This is a genomic window from Vibrio sp. 10N.286.46.A8, from assembly GCF_041470165.1.
GTDB lineage: Bacteria > Pseudomonadota > Gammaproteobacteria > Enterobacterales > Vibrionaceae > Vibrio > Vibrio tasmaniensis_A.
Map to the genome: position 1 here is coordinate 1 of NZ_JBFRLX010000166.1, position 16261 is coordinate 16261.

At 44.1% G+C, this 16261-nt stretch carries 14 protein-coding genes; 3 read left to right on the forward strand and 11 right to left on the reverse strand.

The genetic code is table 11. From position 1 onward, the window contains the following. Positions 1-33: 33 nt before the first annotated feature. From ycfP to hinT, 6 genes are all read right to left on the reverse strand, one after another. Entirely contained in the window at positions 34-573 is a 540-nt protein-coding gene (ycfP, locus tag AB4232_RS16030; protein WP_012604408.1) for an alpha/beta hydrolase YcfP, read from the reverse strand. 96 nt (positions 574-669) lie between these two features. Further along, positions 670-1536: a phosphotransferase gene (locus tag AB4232_RS16035; RefSeq protein ID WP_372087505.1), complete on the reverse strand. Its 867-nt coding sequence runs from the start codon at positions 1534-1536 to the stop codon at positions 670-672. Between the two features lie 152 nt (positions 1537-1688). Next, entirely contained in the window at positions 1689-2279 is a 591-nt protein-coding gene (lpoB, locus tag AB4232_RS16040) for a penicillin-binding protein activator LpoB (RefSeq protein WP_009847157.1), read from the reverse strand. A gap of 139 nt (positions 2280-2418) precedes the next feature. Continuing rightward, on the reverse strand, positions 2419-2802 hold the full coding sequence (locus tag AB4232_RS16045) for a YcfL family protein (RefSeq protein WP_009847158.1): 384 nt from the start codon (positions 2800-2802) through the stop codon (positions 2419-2421). Beyond that, the gene (locus tag AB4232_RS16050) at positions 2802-4193 is read right to left on the reverse strand and encodes a COG3014 family protein (protein WP_372087506.1); all 1392 of its coding nucleotides are present in this window, start codon (positions 4191-4193) and stop codon (positions 2802-2804) included. The genes AB4232_RS16045 and AB4232_RS16050 overlap by 1 nt, the downstream gene beginning before the upstream one ends. A gap of 228 nt (positions 4194-4421) precedes the next feature. Beyond that, positions 4422-4772: a purine nucleoside phosphoramidase gene (hinT, locus tag AB4232_RS16055; protein ID WP_009847160.1), complete on the reverse strand. Its 351-nt coding sequence runs from the start codon at positions 4770-4772 to the stop codon at positions 4422-4424. Positions 4773-5047: 275 nt separating this feature from the next. Between hinT and AB4232_RS16060 the strand changes: the two genes are divergently transcribed. Continuing rightward, positions 5048-7039 (forward strand): methyl-accepting chemotaxis protein, encoded by a 1992-nt coding sequence (locus tag AB4232_RS16060; protein ID WP_372087508.1) that lies wholly within the window; start codon positions 5048-5050, stop codon positions 7037-7039. 196 nt (positions 7040-7235) lie between these two features. Further along, entirely contained in the window at positions 7236-8402 is a 1167-nt protein-coding gene (locus tag AB4232_RS16065; RefSeq protein ID WP_009847162.1) for a DUF1887 family protein, read from the forward strand. Positions 8403-8685: 283 nt separating this feature from the next. Here the strand turns inward: AB4232_RS16065 and udp are convergent, their stop codons facing one another. The 4 genes from udp to AB4232_RS16085 form a co-directional block, all read right to left on the reverse strand. Further along, the gene (udp, locus tag AB4232_RS16070) at positions 8686-9444 is read right to left on the reverse strand and encodes a uridine phosphorylase (RefSeq protein ID WP_009847163.1); all 759 of its coding nucleotides are present in this window, start codon (positions 9442-9444) and stop codon (positions 8686-8688) included. 313 nt (positions 9445-9757) lie between these two features. After that, the gene (locus AB4232_RS16075; protein ID WP_135384820.1) at positions 9758-12115 is read right to left on the reverse strand and encodes a zinc/cadmium/mercury/lead-transporting ATPase; all 2358 of its coding nucleotides are present in this window, start codon (positions 12113-12115) and stop codon (positions 9758-9760) included. Positions 12116-12286: 171 nt separating this feature from the next. Beyond that, complete coding sequence (locus AB4232_RS16080) at positions 12287-13750, reverse strand: MATE family efflux transporter (RefSeq protein WP_065679604.1); 1464 nt, start codon at positions 13748-13750, stop codon at positions 12287-12289. Between the two features lie 189 nt (positions 13751-13939). Continuing rightward, complete coding sequence (locus AB4232_RS16085; protein ID WP_009847166.1) at positions 13940-14356, reverse strand: CBS domain-containing protein; 417 nt, start codon at positions 14354-14356, stop codon at positions 13940-13942. 286 nt (positions 14357-14642) lie between these two features. Here AB4232_RS16085 and AB4232_RS16090 point away from each other — a divergent pair, with 286 nt between their 5' ends. Beyond that, positions 14643-14876 (forward strand): hypothetical protein, encoded by a 234-nt coding sequence (locus AB4232_RS16090; RefSeq protein ID WP_012604416.1) that lies wholly within the window; start codon positions 14643-14645, stop codon positions 14874-14876. 238 nt (positions 14877-15114) lie between these two features. Here AB4232_RS16090 and AB4232_RS16095 read toward each other — a convergent pair whose 3' ends face one another. After that, the gene (locus AB4232_RS16095; protein ID WP_017096890.1) at positions 15115-16101 is read right to left on the reverse strand and encodes a glycosyl transferase family protein; all 987 of its coding nucleotides are present in this window, start codon (positions 16099-16101) and stop codon (positions 15115-15117) included. Positions 16102-16261: the final 160 nt, after the last annotated feature.

A 16261-nucleotide genomic window follows, 5' to 3' on the forward strand; every position in this document is an offset into this window, starting at 1 on the left:
ATTGAGTGCTGTTTTATAAAATGGCGGTAATCCTTAAGCGTTTTTAAACGCCTTCATTGCCTGTAAGTGTTGAGAGATCTTTTTGAACTTATGACTCTCTTTTTCGTCCCAGACAACTTCGTAGTAATCTTCTAGAGCAGAAGCTGTTTTCGTATTGTCGTGAATTTCATCTTCACGAGAAAGCACTACTAAACAGCGTCCTTTGTTCTTCATACGATACTGAGCGACACACTTAGTCGCGATGTCTTCGTACTCTTCTGGGCGATCAATTCGACCTACCATGTTGTTCTCAGGGTGCAGATTAGGGTTGAACACCACCTGCTTAATACCACATAAGAAACCAATACGCTCAGACCAAAAACCACCCAAACCTACACCACAAATGATTGGATGTGGATCATCGGATTGCTCTATCACTTTATGCACTTCTTTTAGCAAATGCTGCATATCGTGTTTTGGATGCAAAGTACTGTAGTTGATGAAACGAACGTCATCATCAATGAATTGCAACTGCAGTATTTTTTCGTGATTGCCCGGGCTTGTTGAGTCGAAGCCGTGTAGATAGATAATCATTGTACCTCCCCCATTGAATATTGGTACGTTTTGATCAATCTAACACGAAAAACAAGGTTTTAAAGGGAAGACCTCTGAAATTATATTTTTCACTTCCTAAACGTGATCATAGCTACATAAAGTGTGACTAAGAGCCTCTGCTTCACGCAGATAACTGTCATCGCCCCATAGCTGATGAGCAAGTAAATACCACAGCATTGCCATCATTTGGCTTCTTGGTAACCAGGCTTCTACTCCGTCAAGCCAAGATTGGGGATCATGGATACCTCTTAGCTGACAGTACTTATTAACAGCTTCTATAACTGGTAATCGGGCAACAGCAATAGTCAGCGTAAGATCAAGCCTTGGGTCTGCTAGCGCTGCGTATTCCCAGTCAATGATCTTAATCCCATCTTGATTCTTCACAAGGTTATAGCCACCGAGATCAAAATGACACAAAGACAGGCCTACACTTGGGATACTTGGAGCCACGCGCCACTCTTGATAAATCTTGGTGCAGGTTTCAGTCTTATGAACCGCATCAAGCTGAAGCCAGTAGTGGTCAACTCGAGCCGTATAGCTGAACGGTTGGAGCGGCAGTCGCGCAGTATTAACCAAATGCACTGAGATCAGCGTCTTCAGTAAATCATCCTGCTCGAGTCCTTCGTACAACGTCTCACCCGCGATCCATTCAACCAGTAAGCCTTGCTCATTGACCACTATCGGACTTGGTCCGATATCTAGACGCTCAATAGCAGACAGTACTTGATACTCTTCATGGCGAGAGATGAAGAACGCTTTGGTGATGGGGGTAATTGGACGCCAAACATACGCGGTGCCATCGGCTAAAACCAATTTCCAACATCGATTAGTCAACCCACCTGTCAGTGTCTGTGCTCTGATTGGAGGCTCAGAAAAGTAGCTATCAAGAGAACTCAAACTGGTATCAAGAAGCTTTGCTTCAGACCAAGAAAAAATCGCCATATTTACTCCCTATAAACGTCTTAACTGCCCTATAAACGTCTTAATTTCCCTACAAAAAAGGCACTGACCAAAAGCCAGTGCCTCTTCATTAATACCAATCACAGCAAATAACATGTACTGCGTTGAGGCATGACTAAGCCAAGTAAACTTAATTAAAAGCCCAGCAAGCTCTTAGATTGTTGCTTACGGATTTCAGTCTCGTCAGCCCATTCAATCAAGCCAGACTCAAGATCCATTAGGCGCATGGTCATTTTGTAGTATACGTCTTCGTCGCTGCCCGCTTTCTTAACGATGCTTGATAGGTTGCCGTACAACATGTACTGAGCACCAACCATTTTACCAAATTGGATTGCTGAGCTTTGATTTACAAGCTCATCGTTATTTTGGAAATTCAATTGTTCACGAACAGACTCTACACGGTCCATATCAACGAAACGGAACTTACCAGAGTTCAGCATTTTAGTACTGATGGTATCAGTGATTGACTCAGTATCGATGTGCTCACTTGTTTTGTTCTTGATTCGCTCTACGAACACGATTGGACGTTGCTCACGAGTAATATAAGACACAGAACCAGACGCCATCATGCTATCGACCATTTCGCCCGCAATCGTTTGAAGGTCAGTTGAACCGAAATCGATTGTCGTGGTTTCTACTGATTGTGCATCACCGTAGCTTACCTTGTTTGAACAACCGCCTAAAATAACCGCTAAACCTAGTAGCGCAATGACACTCTTTTTCATTTTGTTTCCTTAACTAATCACTAAGTGGGGTTACCCACTCTCTTAAATTTTTGTATTTTCGAATCCTTAGACCCGTTCTATCTCGTCTTTGCTATAAAGCTTGGAACCACTCTAAATATGAGCGGTTCCAAACGAAAGTTTACTGCTCTCTGAACTGAACTCTGAACTGAGTCGCTTTCGGATTTACCGACACTTCCGACAACGAAATACTTTCAAAGCCACGAACAATCGCTTGCTTCCAAGGGCCTTGCTTTAGGTTGACCTCAAGACCAGCATCGTCGTACCAGTAAAAGCGATAAAGGATATGTTGATCGCCTTTATAGTTACTGTTTAAACGCACGATTCCTCGCGTATGACCGTCGACGAGGTCAGTACGGATATCTTCAACCTGTAAGCGGCTACCCAATACCTTATCACCAAAGAAAACGTTCTGAGTTTGACTATCTACCCTTACGCCAGCTGTATTATCAGCACAACCAGCCAGAGCCATAACCGCTGCTAAGCTCACTAACCACTTTTTCATTACAGCCTCCCTAGCTGTTTATGCCACATTGTTGCATTGTTTCCTTGTCGAGAAATCCACACCAAAGTGGTCTGCCCTTCTCGAATATCAAAGTCATACGTTTTAGTGCCCGCTTCTAACGTATATTGACCACTGTTTGCTACAAACGTGCTGGTCTTTATTTCCGCAGGTAAAGATTGCCAGCTTCGAGTGTCTGGTTGTTCCGTGAATGCATTCCAGACATTGAACAAAATGTTACCGACATCGTTACCTTGAGTTGCTTCTTTACGGATGCGGTCTTTCGCGACCACACGTAACGCTTGGCGAATAACAATGCTCGTCATACGTTCAGATAAATCATTCTGCGCCATCGCATTCACATCCGTAATCAAATGCTCAGACAACGGTTGCCCGCTGATTCGTAGCGCAGAAAAGCGTTCTACGCTTTGGCTCGGATAATATGGCAGCGCCAGAGAGTATATTGCGCCCTGATCGCGACTGTCATAAATAGGTAAATCTAATCGCCAACTGTCCATCGCTTGAACTGCACTTTGTTCTTGAAGCACAATTACTCGCCCTTCGCTTGCCCCTAACTTAGATGACTGTTTGTAGCGCTTTTTCAGTGTTGCTAAATCTTGTCGCATGCCTAAGCGAGCAGCTGTTGCCATGGTTCTATCGATGATTTCTTGATTCTCAGGCATGATGGCCAAAGCACGTCGATAGTCCACATAAGCGCTGTTCAGATCGTTAGATGCTTCGTAAAGCAGGCCAGACAAAAACATCAGATACGCATTTTGCACAGATTGCAGCTTTTTACCCGCATCAGGATAATTCGCAAGAATACTACCCACGTTGGCAGACAATCCTTGAGATTTTGCGTCGCTAGCAGCACTTTCTAACTCAGCTTCACGTTGTTTCTTGGCTTGTTCCTGAACTTGGTTAGCGCGACGCATTTCGATCACCGCACCTTCTAAGTCGTTTTTCTTTAAATAATTCAAACCAAGATATAAATGCAGAAAACCCAACTCATAGTCAGCAGGCACATACTCGGTAATATTGTCATTCACAGCCAACGCGCCGACACTGGTTGCACTGTCTGATACAGAGATCACCGCTTTACTTTGCTGCTCCTTCACTGCCTGATCGGCCAGTTCGAGCGACGACTTACTCTCAGGATATTTTTGATCAAGTAGATTAATTCTACCTTTTTCAAAGTTATCAAGAATGTCACCAGCTACGTAATCTGGTAACTCTTGTTGAGCCGTTGAATAATCCCCAGACTTGACTGCTTGGTAAATTTCTTTGTTTTGCGCGCTGTAATGACTGAACAGGCTCCCTGCCGACATATTCGCACAACCCGCTGTCAACGCCGACAACAGGGCAATGGAAGCGAATCTAAACTGGTGCTTCACTTATCGTCTCCGTGCATGTTTAAAATGCCAACTTTGTTAAAAGGATCTTAAGCAAGTGGATACCTTGCTTTTTAGGCTCTACCTAATCGATGCCGATATTCAGACAACAGATAAAACTAAAAGTTGGCATACAAACAACAAATTTTCCAACTCGCTGTTTATGTTAATTAACCATTAACTTGTATTAATGAGATCATTAACTGTTTCGTTAGCTGATTAGCCTTTTAATTAACTCATTAAAAGCGGGCCAAGCGGGCGGCCACCAACCAAATGCATGTGAATATGGTAAACCTCTTGCCCACCGTGAGAATTGCAGTTCACAATAAGACGATAGCCGTCTTCTGCAATGCCTTCTTCTTTTGCTAACTTACGAGCAACAGTAAACATACGTCCCATCATTGCTTCATCTTCCGCTTCAACATCATTCGTTGTTGGAATCAGCTTGTTAGGAATAATTAGAATATGACTAGGAGCACGAGGGTTAATATCGCGAAATGCGGTTACTAAATCGTCTTGGTATAGTAGATCTGCTGGGATTTCTTTATTGATGATCTTACTAAAAATGGTTTCTTCAGCCATCTGTCTCTCCGATAAAACATTTATTTTTTAATGCTTTGAGTATGCGCTATGCCGCATCAAACCACAATAAACCTGCTTTAAAGCATAATAAAAAACACCGTTCAAATCAAAAAAAACACGCCTTGCCTCTCAAGAATGGCATATTGGTTAGGACAAAGGGCTATTTTTGACGTGTGCGTCATAAAATGCGTAAGCCGAGCTCAATAGAATCCTGATAATTTTGTTAGTTTTGTTTTGACCTGGTATTAGGTCCACATTTATTTAGGGAGAAAGTCATGAAGGGATCTGTGATCAAGCGTATGTACGCTGGTTTCGCACTGATCATCATCATGTTCGCAGTCACGATAACCATCATGATGAGCAGCATGAATCAGATACATAGCAATTTTGAGAGCGTCTCAAAAGTCTCATTGCCGCTGGTTGCGCTTTCAAACCAAACAAGTGTCCAATTACTTTCCGCTGACAAGTCATTTAAAGACTTCTTAACCACACAAAATTCTGAGCGTATGTCTGCAATGCGTACTGAGTTTGCTGCATCACAAAACGCTTTTTCTGAAGTTCTAGGTAGCCTAGAAACAGCAAGCCAAGACAATATCTCGCTCACTGAGCGCATCACGCAATTAAGAGCAATGGAAGAACGTTACTTCACCGAAGCAGATGAAGCGATGAACAACTACATAGCTATGTTTGAGGCGCAAGAGCAAGTACAAAAAGCATCACGTGATTTCCAACGCTTACATTCAGAATTGACCGTTGGCATGAAAGAGTACGTTGCCGACCAAAAAAGCATCTCTGTAAAAGTGATGGCAAAGAGCTACTTTATTAAACTACAAGACGCGGAGGTGATTACCTCTGATGCACTAGCAAGTTCTGATGTTGCCTTCGTACAAAAAGCCGTCAACCAAAACAAAAAAGCCGTTACCCACCTAAACTACGCGTACCGTGGCTTAGCAACACAATTGCCTGCGATTAAAAATGTTTTCGATGAATCGGTTAAAAATTTCACCAAAGACGTGGGACAAAAAGGCGGTGTTTTAGATAAACATAATAACTATCTGAAAGCGAAAGAAGCCTTGTACATCAACATTGCTAATCTAGCCGTTGAAGTCGACCAAGCAATGGCGGTACTGGATTCTTTCAACGTCACAGCGGAAGAGCAACTCAACTCATCATTAGCAGATGCGAGCAGCATCTACGACAACGGTCTATTCAAAGCGATTGCAATTGGCATTGTTGTCACCGTATTCGCTGCAGCAATTGGTTACCACATTGCACATAGTGTAAGAGAGCCACTAACGCGTATCCTAGGTACATTAGAAGGCCTGACTGAAGGAGATATGACTCAGCGTATCGATATTCGATACGACAACGAATTCAGCCGAGTAAGCCGTCACATCAATACCTTAGCCGACAACCTGCACAATATTCTGGTGAAACTGAATGACGCTTCAGATGACCTAACCAATACTGCAAGCGTAAACCAAAAAACCTCTTCTGAGACACAGGCTCAATTGAACAGCCAGCGTGAACAAACAGCAACCGTCGCAACGGCAATGACACAAATGTCTCACTCTGTACAAGAAGTAGCAAACAGCGCACAAAGCTCATTAACTATGGTTCAACAAGTAGAATCGGCTTCTGAATCAGGTCGCCAGGTCATGAACACCAACATCAGTACCATTAATCAACTTGAGGTACGTCTGACTGAATCCGTGGGTGCTGTAGGCGAGCTACAACAAATGAGTAGCCAGATTGGCTCTATCCTCGATGTTATTCGTGGTATTGCTGATCAAACCAACCTACTTGCACTCAACGCAGCAATCGAGGCCGCACGCGCTGGTGAACAAGGCCGTGGATTTGCTGTAGTTGCAGATGAAGTCCGAGTACTGGCACAAAAGACAACTCAATCGACGTCTGAAATTGAGACCATGATCAGTAACCTACAATCAAGTTCTAAAACAGCAAGTAATGTGATTGAAAGCTGCATGAGCGATATGGATATGTCGGTTGAACAAGCTTCAAGTGCTAATAGTGCTATGGAAGAAATTCAGGCATTGATTCTAGAAATCAGTCGAATGAGTACGCACATTTCTCAAGCCGCGGCTGAGCAGAGTGAAACTTCGGGTGATATCGCGCGTAACATTGAAGACATCAACCAGATTGCTGATAAGAGTTATCAAGCGATGTCATCAATTGCAGAGGCAAGCCAAAACCTAACAATTCTGGCAAACCAGCAAGGCGATTTAGTTCATCAATTCAAGCTATAAGTAAACGAAGAACCAATAGATATTCACCTGAAATGTTGGGATATCTCACCCAATAGTGATAACTAATTGAACAAGGGCAACTTTTATCAAGGGTTGCCCTTGTTTTTTATGAGCTTTGTCATTATATGATTATAAAGGCTTGCTGCTTCCCGTTTTTCTTTCACCTTTATGAGCGAGCCGCTATTAAGGAATTTATATGGCTGTTCATGTTGGCATTATCGATCAAGACCCCATTCGGTTGATCACCCCACTACTCGACAACCGAACGATCAGCACTCACATCGTGTTCATCGGTGACAAAAATCAAATCAGTATCTATCAACGCTTAGACAGCGTTTTGCAGAAGCGTGATATTACGAGTGAATTTTTCGAGATTCCAACTATCGTAAACACCTCTGCAATTAAAGAATCGATCCAAAACCTTGCTGAAGACTTAAAAGCTCGGGGACAAGAAGTGAAGCTCAACGCAAGTTGTGGCCTTCGTCACCGCCTACTGTCTGTCTACGAAGTATTTCGTACTTACCACTGGCCAATCTTTGTTGTTGAACCAAACAGTGACAAACTGTGCTGGCTTTACCCGAATGGTAAAGAAGACGCACAAGTTCAAGACCGCATCACTATCGATGACTACTTAACGGTATTCGGTGCTCGTGGTGAATTCAGCGATGTACAACTGTCTCCGCAACTTGACCAAAAACTGTATGAACTGGGTGAGCGTTGGGCAAGTAACGCATTAGAATTAGGCCCAGGTCTTGCTACATTGAACTACCTTGCAACAACCTGCCGTAAAGAACAGAGGCTTGATGTGGGCTTGTCTGAGAAGCAACAAGGTTATCGCGAGCTGAACATGCTGTTGAGCGATTTGGTTGAAGCTAAGATTGCCACTTATGACAATGGTATTTTGACGTTTGCCAATGAAGACGCGCGACGCTTCTCAAACGGCGAATGGCTTGAAACATTGGTTCATAGCACCGTTAAGCAGATCCAAGATGACATGCCGACCATTCAAGATCGCTCTTTGAATGTTCAGGTTTATCGTCAGCTCGGTGAGCGCGAAGTTCGTAATGAGCTTGATGTTGCTTCTGTAGTGAACAATAAGCTGCACATCATCGAGTGTAAGACCAAAGGTATGCGAGATGATGGCGATGATACCTTGTACAAGCTGGAATCGCTCAGAGACCTGCTAGGTGGCCTACAGGCCCGTGCAATGTTGGTGAGCTTCCGCCCTCTTCGTCATAATGACATCACACGAGCAGAAGATCTTGGCCTAGCATTGATTGGCCCTGACGAATTAAAAGATCTTAAAACACATCTCGCGGCATGGTTTACCGCTGCCGGTGGTGATGAAGATTTAGAGTGCTAATTTAAGAAACTCGAACATATCGAATTCTCAAAAAACAAAAAGGCGAATGACCACTTAAGTCACTCGCCTTTTTTGTACCCGTAACGATTATGCCAATCGTAGTAAATGACTTATATCCACTACCCCGCCCGTATTGACAAGGTAAAAAGCTCAAAGGACTTGTAAACACGCAAAAAAATGGCCACATCATTCGATGTGGCCATTTTCAAAATTTGAAGTCGTTTTAAGACTTAAAGCACTTGAAGACTTAAAGCACTTGAAAACTAAAAGTACTGTTACCGACTTAAAGCATTTTACGAGCAGCTTCTACAACCACTTTGATTGAGCGCGCTTCCGTTACTTTTAGTGTCTCGTGATCAGGTATCTCTTTTTGAGTACGGTTGATGATCACACCAGCAACACAACCTGCTTTCAAACCAGAACTTGCACACATTGTTAGTAGCGTTGCAGATTCCATTTCGAAGTTAAGAACACCCATGTCTTGCCATTCTTGCATAGAACCTTGGAAACGCTTAACCACGCGACCAGAGAACGTGTCGTAGCGCTCTTGACCTGGGTAGAAAGTGTCACTTGAAGCGGTTACGCCCATGTGAACTGCTGCGCCTGATTCTTCAACTGCTGCTTTCATTGCTGTAGCAACTTCGAAATCAGCAACTGCTGGGAACTCCATAGGAGCGAAGTGCAGGCTAGCGCCGTCTAGACGAACAGAACCCGTAGAAACAATCATGTCACCCACGTTTACGTGAGGTTGGATCGCACCAGTCGTCCCAACACGTAGGAAAGTACGAACGCCAAGCTGAGCAAGCTCTTCAACTGCGATAGAAGTAGATGGGCCGCCGATACCTGTTGAACATACAACAACTGGCTTACCGTCTAGCTCTGCGCGGTAAAGCGTGTATTCACGGTGACTCGCAAGAAATACGGGATTCTCCATCTCTTCTGCAATTTTTTGCACACGAGCAGGATCACCAGGAATGATCGCAAGAGTAGCACCGTTAAGATCTGCTTCAGTAACACCTAAGTGGAAAACAGCTTGAGACATAGTTCGCTCCTTTTGGCTTATTGGGCTTTTTACCCTTATTTAAGCTCATAGTAAATTCGTGGGGTACGAACACACTCTAACCAAGCTCACAATGAAATGAAGTGACGAACATCACACCAATGATCGCAACAACATTTCAGGTTTCACGAAAAACCGATTGGCATCACAAAAATAAGCAATCCGAACGGCTGCGTTGCATACTAATGAGACAAAAAACGCCTTTAACGTATGACCGCTAAAGGCGCTTTTATGCGAGATGCTTCTTATATAAGACGCTTTTAAAATTAAGAGCGTCTATGTCTGAGAGCTGAACTTAATCCGCTTTAGACTTGAATCGAAGCAGGCGCAGTGCGTTGAGTGTCACCAGAGCTGTCGCGCCACTATCTGCAAGAACGGCAACCCAAAGCCCTGTAATACCAAGCAAACTGGTCACCAAGAACACACCTTTCAAACCGAGCGCTAGTGCTACGTTTTGACGAATGTTATTCATAGTCGCTTGCGACAATTCAATCATCGCGGGCAGCTCAGTTAAACGGTTGTGAGTCAGTGCTGAATCTGCCGTTTCAAGCGCAACATCAGTACCACCACCCATAGCAATACCGACATTCGCCGTTTTCATTGCTGGCGCATCGTTGATGCCATCACCGACCATAGCAACATGTGACTGTTGAGATAACTCTTCAACATAAGACACCTTGTCACTTGGAAGCAGGCTCGCTTTATATTGCATACCAATTTTGCTGCTGATCGCTGCTGCGCTTCGTGGGTTATCCCCTGTGAGCATGATTGATTGAATACCCAAGTCATTAAGTCGTTCAATCGCAAGCTTAGCGTCACTACGTAACGTATCTTGCCAAGCAATCAAACCAATCACAGTCGTAGCTTGTTCTGTTGACTCTTCTAGATCTTTAAGCTCAAGAGCAACCACAACCGTCTTGCCCTCGCCTTCTAATGCTTCTACCTGAGAAACCACATCGGGTCCAAGAGCGAACGTGACTTTAGACGGTGATAAAACCTGATACTTAACACCATCGACATCGCCTTCAACACCGCTACCAATGAGCGCTTTCTTGTTGTGTGACTCAGGGATCTCAACATTCAGCTCTTTAACTTTAGCGACAAGCGATTGCGCCAAAGGATGAGTCGAACCAACTTCAATCGCCCCAACTACACGAAGCATCGCGTCTTGTTTCCAACCTGATAGAGGTTGAATATCCGTAACCTGAGGCTTACCTTCAGTCAGCGTACCTGTCTTATCGAAGGCAATCGTTTGAATTTTCCCTAACTGCTCTAGTGCCGCGCCGCCTTTTATTAATGCGCCACGTTTCGCCGCTGCTGCTAAACCAGAAGTAATTGCAGCAGGTGTCGAGATTACCAACGCACACGGACAAGCAATCAACAATAGAGCTAGACCTCGGTAAACCCAGGTTTCCCAAGGCTGCGCGAACAGCAATGGTGGGGTGATGATGACCAAAAGAGCCACTAACATCATTAACGGTGTATACCAGCGGCTAAACTTATCGAGGAAACGTTCAAGCGGTGCTTTACGAGATTCTGCTTCTTCAATCAAGTGAAGAATACGGTCGATCGCATTCTCACCCTGTTTTGACGTGATGGTGATACGAACGACTTTATCGACCACCACAGCACCAGCCATGATGCTGTTGCCTGCTATATGTTCGACAGGAACAGACTCACCCGTTAGCGCACTTTCATCAAAGCTCGCAGCGTCGGTAATTAGTTGACCATCAGCAGGTAAACGAGAACCCGCCGCCACTTCAATCACGTCACCAGGAGCAAGTTCACTTACTGCAACGTCAACACGGTCGCCGTTGATAATCTTGGTGGCATTTTCTGGCACCAGTGCCATTAAGGCTTGAACACCACTTCTTGCTCTTGATGAAGCAAATGCCTCTAGACGCTCACCAATCAAAAACAGTAACAGAACCATCGCAGCTTCAGCGGTTTCGCCAAGGTATAAAGCACCGAGCGCGGCAACACTCATTAAGGTTTCGATTGCAAACGGCGTACCTGAACGTGCCAACTGAACTGCTTTCTTGGCCACTGGATACAAACCAAGCAAACAGGTTACGGTAAACAAACCTTCACTTAGTTGAGGAGAAGTACTTTTCAACAGTGCTGCGAAGAGCATTGCGGCTGCAATCGCTATAATTTGTAAATTAGGTTGGATATGAGCTTGCCAAAAAGTCTCGGGGTGCTGTTTTTCTTTTTTAGAACCAACTTCCGAAAGAGGGAAGCCCGTTTTGATAGAGACCTGTTCAATGGTGTCGGCAAGACTTTCATTGTCGAATTTCACAACTAGCTTTTCGGTGGCAAAGAGAACTTTGGCTTGAATAACACCTTCAATGTTACTAACGGCTTTCTCTATTTTTTTAGCACAAGCTGGGCAGTCCATTCCTGAGACCAACCAACTTTTAGAAAATTGGGCATTTAAAGTTTGAGTAGAGGACTGACTGTCTTCTTCTCCACTGTCTGAACCACAACAATCATCTCCTGACGATGAAGACGCAGTAGCAGAAGAGCTGCAACATGAAGATGAAGTACCTGCTGCGGTAATGCTTGAAATTTTAGGGCTAGAGCAACTTGCTCCAGTCGCTTGTGGTTGAACGTCCACTTTTGTTGAGCGGCACGCTGCATGTTTTGCGCACATAATGTATCTCCTTAATACTCAAAAGCCTTGAGGTTATTGCTCACTCATGAGCAACAGAACCTTAAGTACAACAAAAGTATAAACCTTGGAGACTACTCCAAGGTCAAGAACAAATTGTCCAAGACCAAGAAGAAATTTACAAACCAACTAATCTATATTGGAGTGTCGCTGTTATTGCGACTTGAGCTCTTTACACTCTTCTCTGTTCGCCGATACATCATCAATAAGAACGGCATCATGTGAACAGAATGGTTGTGTATTCAAGCTGACTATCGACACATCGTCTTCTACAGGATCAACTTGGGAACCTTGCATAAGCTCGGCAATATGATAGCGAAGCACTAGGGTACCGAGTATTCCGAACAAAACATTGCCCAAAGCTTGCCCATACAGCACACCCAATGCGCCATACCATTGCGAGCCTAAGTAAACGAACGGCAATGTACCGAGAGTGGCTTTACCCAGATTCAGTGCTGTCGAGTAAAGCGGTTTACCTAAGTTATTAAAAGACGTGTTGGCAACAAACAGTGCGCCGTTGAAGGTGAAGGTTAACGCCACATAGGTACAGAATGCGGCAACAATAATTGCTGCATCACCTTGTAGGCTAAAGCCTTGGATCACATAGTCTTGGACAAAGTATAAGAGAATACAAACGGCGATGGTGTACGCCGTAGTAACCAACAATGAGTTGTTGAGTGTTTCTTTTACTCTGTCCATTCGTTCTGCACCAAAATTTTGCCCAATAATAGGGCCCACAGCGCCAGACAAAGCAAAGATAACCGCAAAACAAACCGGCGTCAGACGACCTATCACGGCAAAGCCCGCGACAAAATCCTCTCCGTATTGTGCAATCCCCGTCGTTACAATCGCATTACCGATAGGCGTTGCGGTATTGGTGATAATAGCAGGCAGCGCAATAGCCAATATTGGTCGAATATTAATGCGCCATTGTACAAAAGAAGGGGGAGCCACCAGCTGGTGACTGCGAATCAAAGGGTAAAGCGAGAAAAAGAGTACCGAAAAACGAGCAAAGACAGAAGCGATAGCCGCCCCTTCGATGTTCCAACCAAAACCAAAAATAAACAAAGGGTCGAGAATCGCGTTAACAATGCCGCCCGACAAGGTCGCCCACATCGAACGTTTGGCATCACCTGCAGCTCTCAAGCCTGCACCCGCAGCCATCGCTAGCGCTAGAAATGGCCCGCTTGGCAATAAGATTTGCAGGTAAGCTTGCGCCCGCTCTGCGGCAACCCCCTTTGCACCAATCGCAGCAAGTAGCTCTGGGATATAGGCGAACATCACCGCAGTAATCGTCAAACTGATGACAAAAGCAGTCAGCATAATACTAGTAGCGAGGTTTCGAGCGTGTTCTTGATTCTTTGAACCAATAGCTTTGGAAACCAACGCACCCATAGCAATAGAAGTACCGATCGAAACGGAGGTAGAGAAAAATGTCAGTGTGCCTGCAAAACCAACAGCCGCGGCCAATTCGACTTGTCCCAACATACTGATGAACAACATATCGAGTAAATCGACCACGAATAACGCCATCAAACCAACAGAGCCAGCCCCCGACATCACCAATATGTGGCGCATCGTTGAACCTTCTACAAACTTCGCAGTTTGATTTGACATGAAACCTCCAAAAGTTGGAACACCACAAAATAAAGCTCTATAAGCTAGTCAGCCACAAACTAGGGGATCGACAAAAAAGATCCACCAAGAAAAGCTCTACAAAGAAAAAAGGCGCTAGTGCGCCTTTTCAATTGAGGGTATTGAGAAAAATAATCGTTCTTAACACACCACTATACATGATGTTTAAAACTATACCTGATGTTTAAAGCATTCATCTAAGTTCTTGCCGATTGCTCTCAAAACATCGGTTCGAGTAATCATACCCACTAGCTTTTTGTTATCGAGTACCGGATAAGCTTTGGGTTTTCCAACTTGCATCATATCTGCCAATTCAATAATGGATAACTCAGGTGATACCGAGAGAACTTCTTGGTACATACAATCACCTACAATATGCGTGTCTTGGCAGAAATAGCTCACCTTCACTAACTTCTCGAGTAAATCTTGTTCAGAAAGGAAACCAATCACTTGTTCATTATCATCAATGACTGGACCACCCATATGATGGCTGCGCATTACTCTGTCTAACGCGAGACTTAACGGCATGTCAGGAGTGAATGTCACAACCTGCGGCGTCATGTAATCTTTCACTTTAATAGAATGCATTGCGTTCTCCCTAAAATACGTTTTGTTATCGATTTTTCTATCGTGTTACCTTAATTGTTGTCTAAAATCTTGATTTTACTAAATGGATTTCAACAATTTTATTGATAGGCAAAACCTACCAAAGCAAAAAACGAGGTAACAAAAGGCTTGCACGCATGCCTATGAAGCAAAAATTTAAACACCGCTTACAAACTCTTACCTTTGATTCCTCCCATAAGCTAGCCTGAATACATAAATACTGTAACCTTCATCACACTAATAATAAAAAGCTCAGCTTAGGTAATTTATGCAACACGACAACAACATGTACGCGTATGTTTATGCAGACAACGAAGGTACAGAGAACACACTTATCGCTACTGTCGACAACCAAGAAAAGCCCCTAATCTCAAGCTGTTTTAATGAGATAAAGCGCATGTCTAACTTAGCTATTGATCTTGCAGCAGAACACAACTTGAAAGTGAAACTGGTTAAATACGGAAGAGAACAAGAGATCGACTTCGGCCTATTCCTAAAATAGCGCAGTCATAACGCATGTCTTGTTCGGCAAGCTTAAGCAGCATGGTCAACAGCACAGAACACCGTTGAATAACATGTTATGAGTAGGCAATCACCTTGACAATGATTGCCTACTTAATTCAACAGCGAATACCTACCACGGTAAATATACGAAAAAGGCCAGCATTCGCTGACCTTCTCATTCACGATTTCAATCGCTATACGTTATTTGCTAGCTCTTAACGACTGGCTAGTAGCTACTAACGAGTGCAATAGGCTTCCCACAAACGCGCTGCCTTTGAGTAAGCTTCAGCCTTATCGTGCGTTTCTGCGAATAAAATCGCCGTCATACTATCCACAACACTATTCGCCATCAGCTCCATCTCATCTTCCGGTGTACCCAGTACACATTCAGAAGGTAGAGGCAGCTCAGCATTCATCGTGCCTTCCCAGTAGAAAGATTCCACCTTTTCAGGAGAACTCATCCAGACAGTTTGGCTTACCTTGGGGTTGTATTCTGATTCGCCATTCATGCCTTTAAATGAAATCACCGAGTGGGATTTATTGCCAATCACATGCTCAACTTCTGCATGAAGCTGTGGGAATCCAGGGTGAAAGCTGCCACGCAAGCCTAAACGTCCACCACCAGGGTTCAATGCACGAACAACGGTATTAATCGGAGTTCTCAGTCCATAACGATGTTTCCAACCAATCATAGTTTGAGCTTGTGGGGCGAAGTTCGCCAAAGGCAAGTAAGCAATACCATCGGCTTCTAGAATCTGCTTTGCGTCTTGCGGATCTTGCGCGCTGCGAACGCCGACACATTCTAAATGCGTTTCGGCATGCGTACGACCACTGGGTTTGTCCATGTAGCCATGCATTAATACTTTATAGCCGTTGTCAGCTAGAATTTTTGCTGCCAACAGGTTCCAAGGCTTTCCACTGGCGTTATCGTTACGCTTACCTGCATAACACGGCCAATCGATATCAGCACCTAAGTCTGGCACTCGAGATTGAAACGCTTTTACAAAGCCTGCGATTTCTTCATTGGTTTCATTCTGCACACGAATCAACATCAGTAGCATAGCCATTTGGTCGTCACCGACCTCTCCGCTTAAATACTCATCCATGATGCGGTAGGCTTGTTCGAACGACAAAGGCTTACGACCTCTTTCCCCTCGTCCAACTGTACGAATACACTCTAAAATACTACTCATTGATTGTTTATTCTCTTCCGTTGATATCAATAAAATTCGAATACGTTTTCGATTCTATGACACCCGCAGTTCATTGCAAAGCGATTCAGGTGCTAGCGTGCTAATTACCAATACACTGATTGGTATTCTAAAAGTAAACTTACTGGTGTAAAATTAGAGTATGCAATGCTAACCGCGACATATTGAGTAA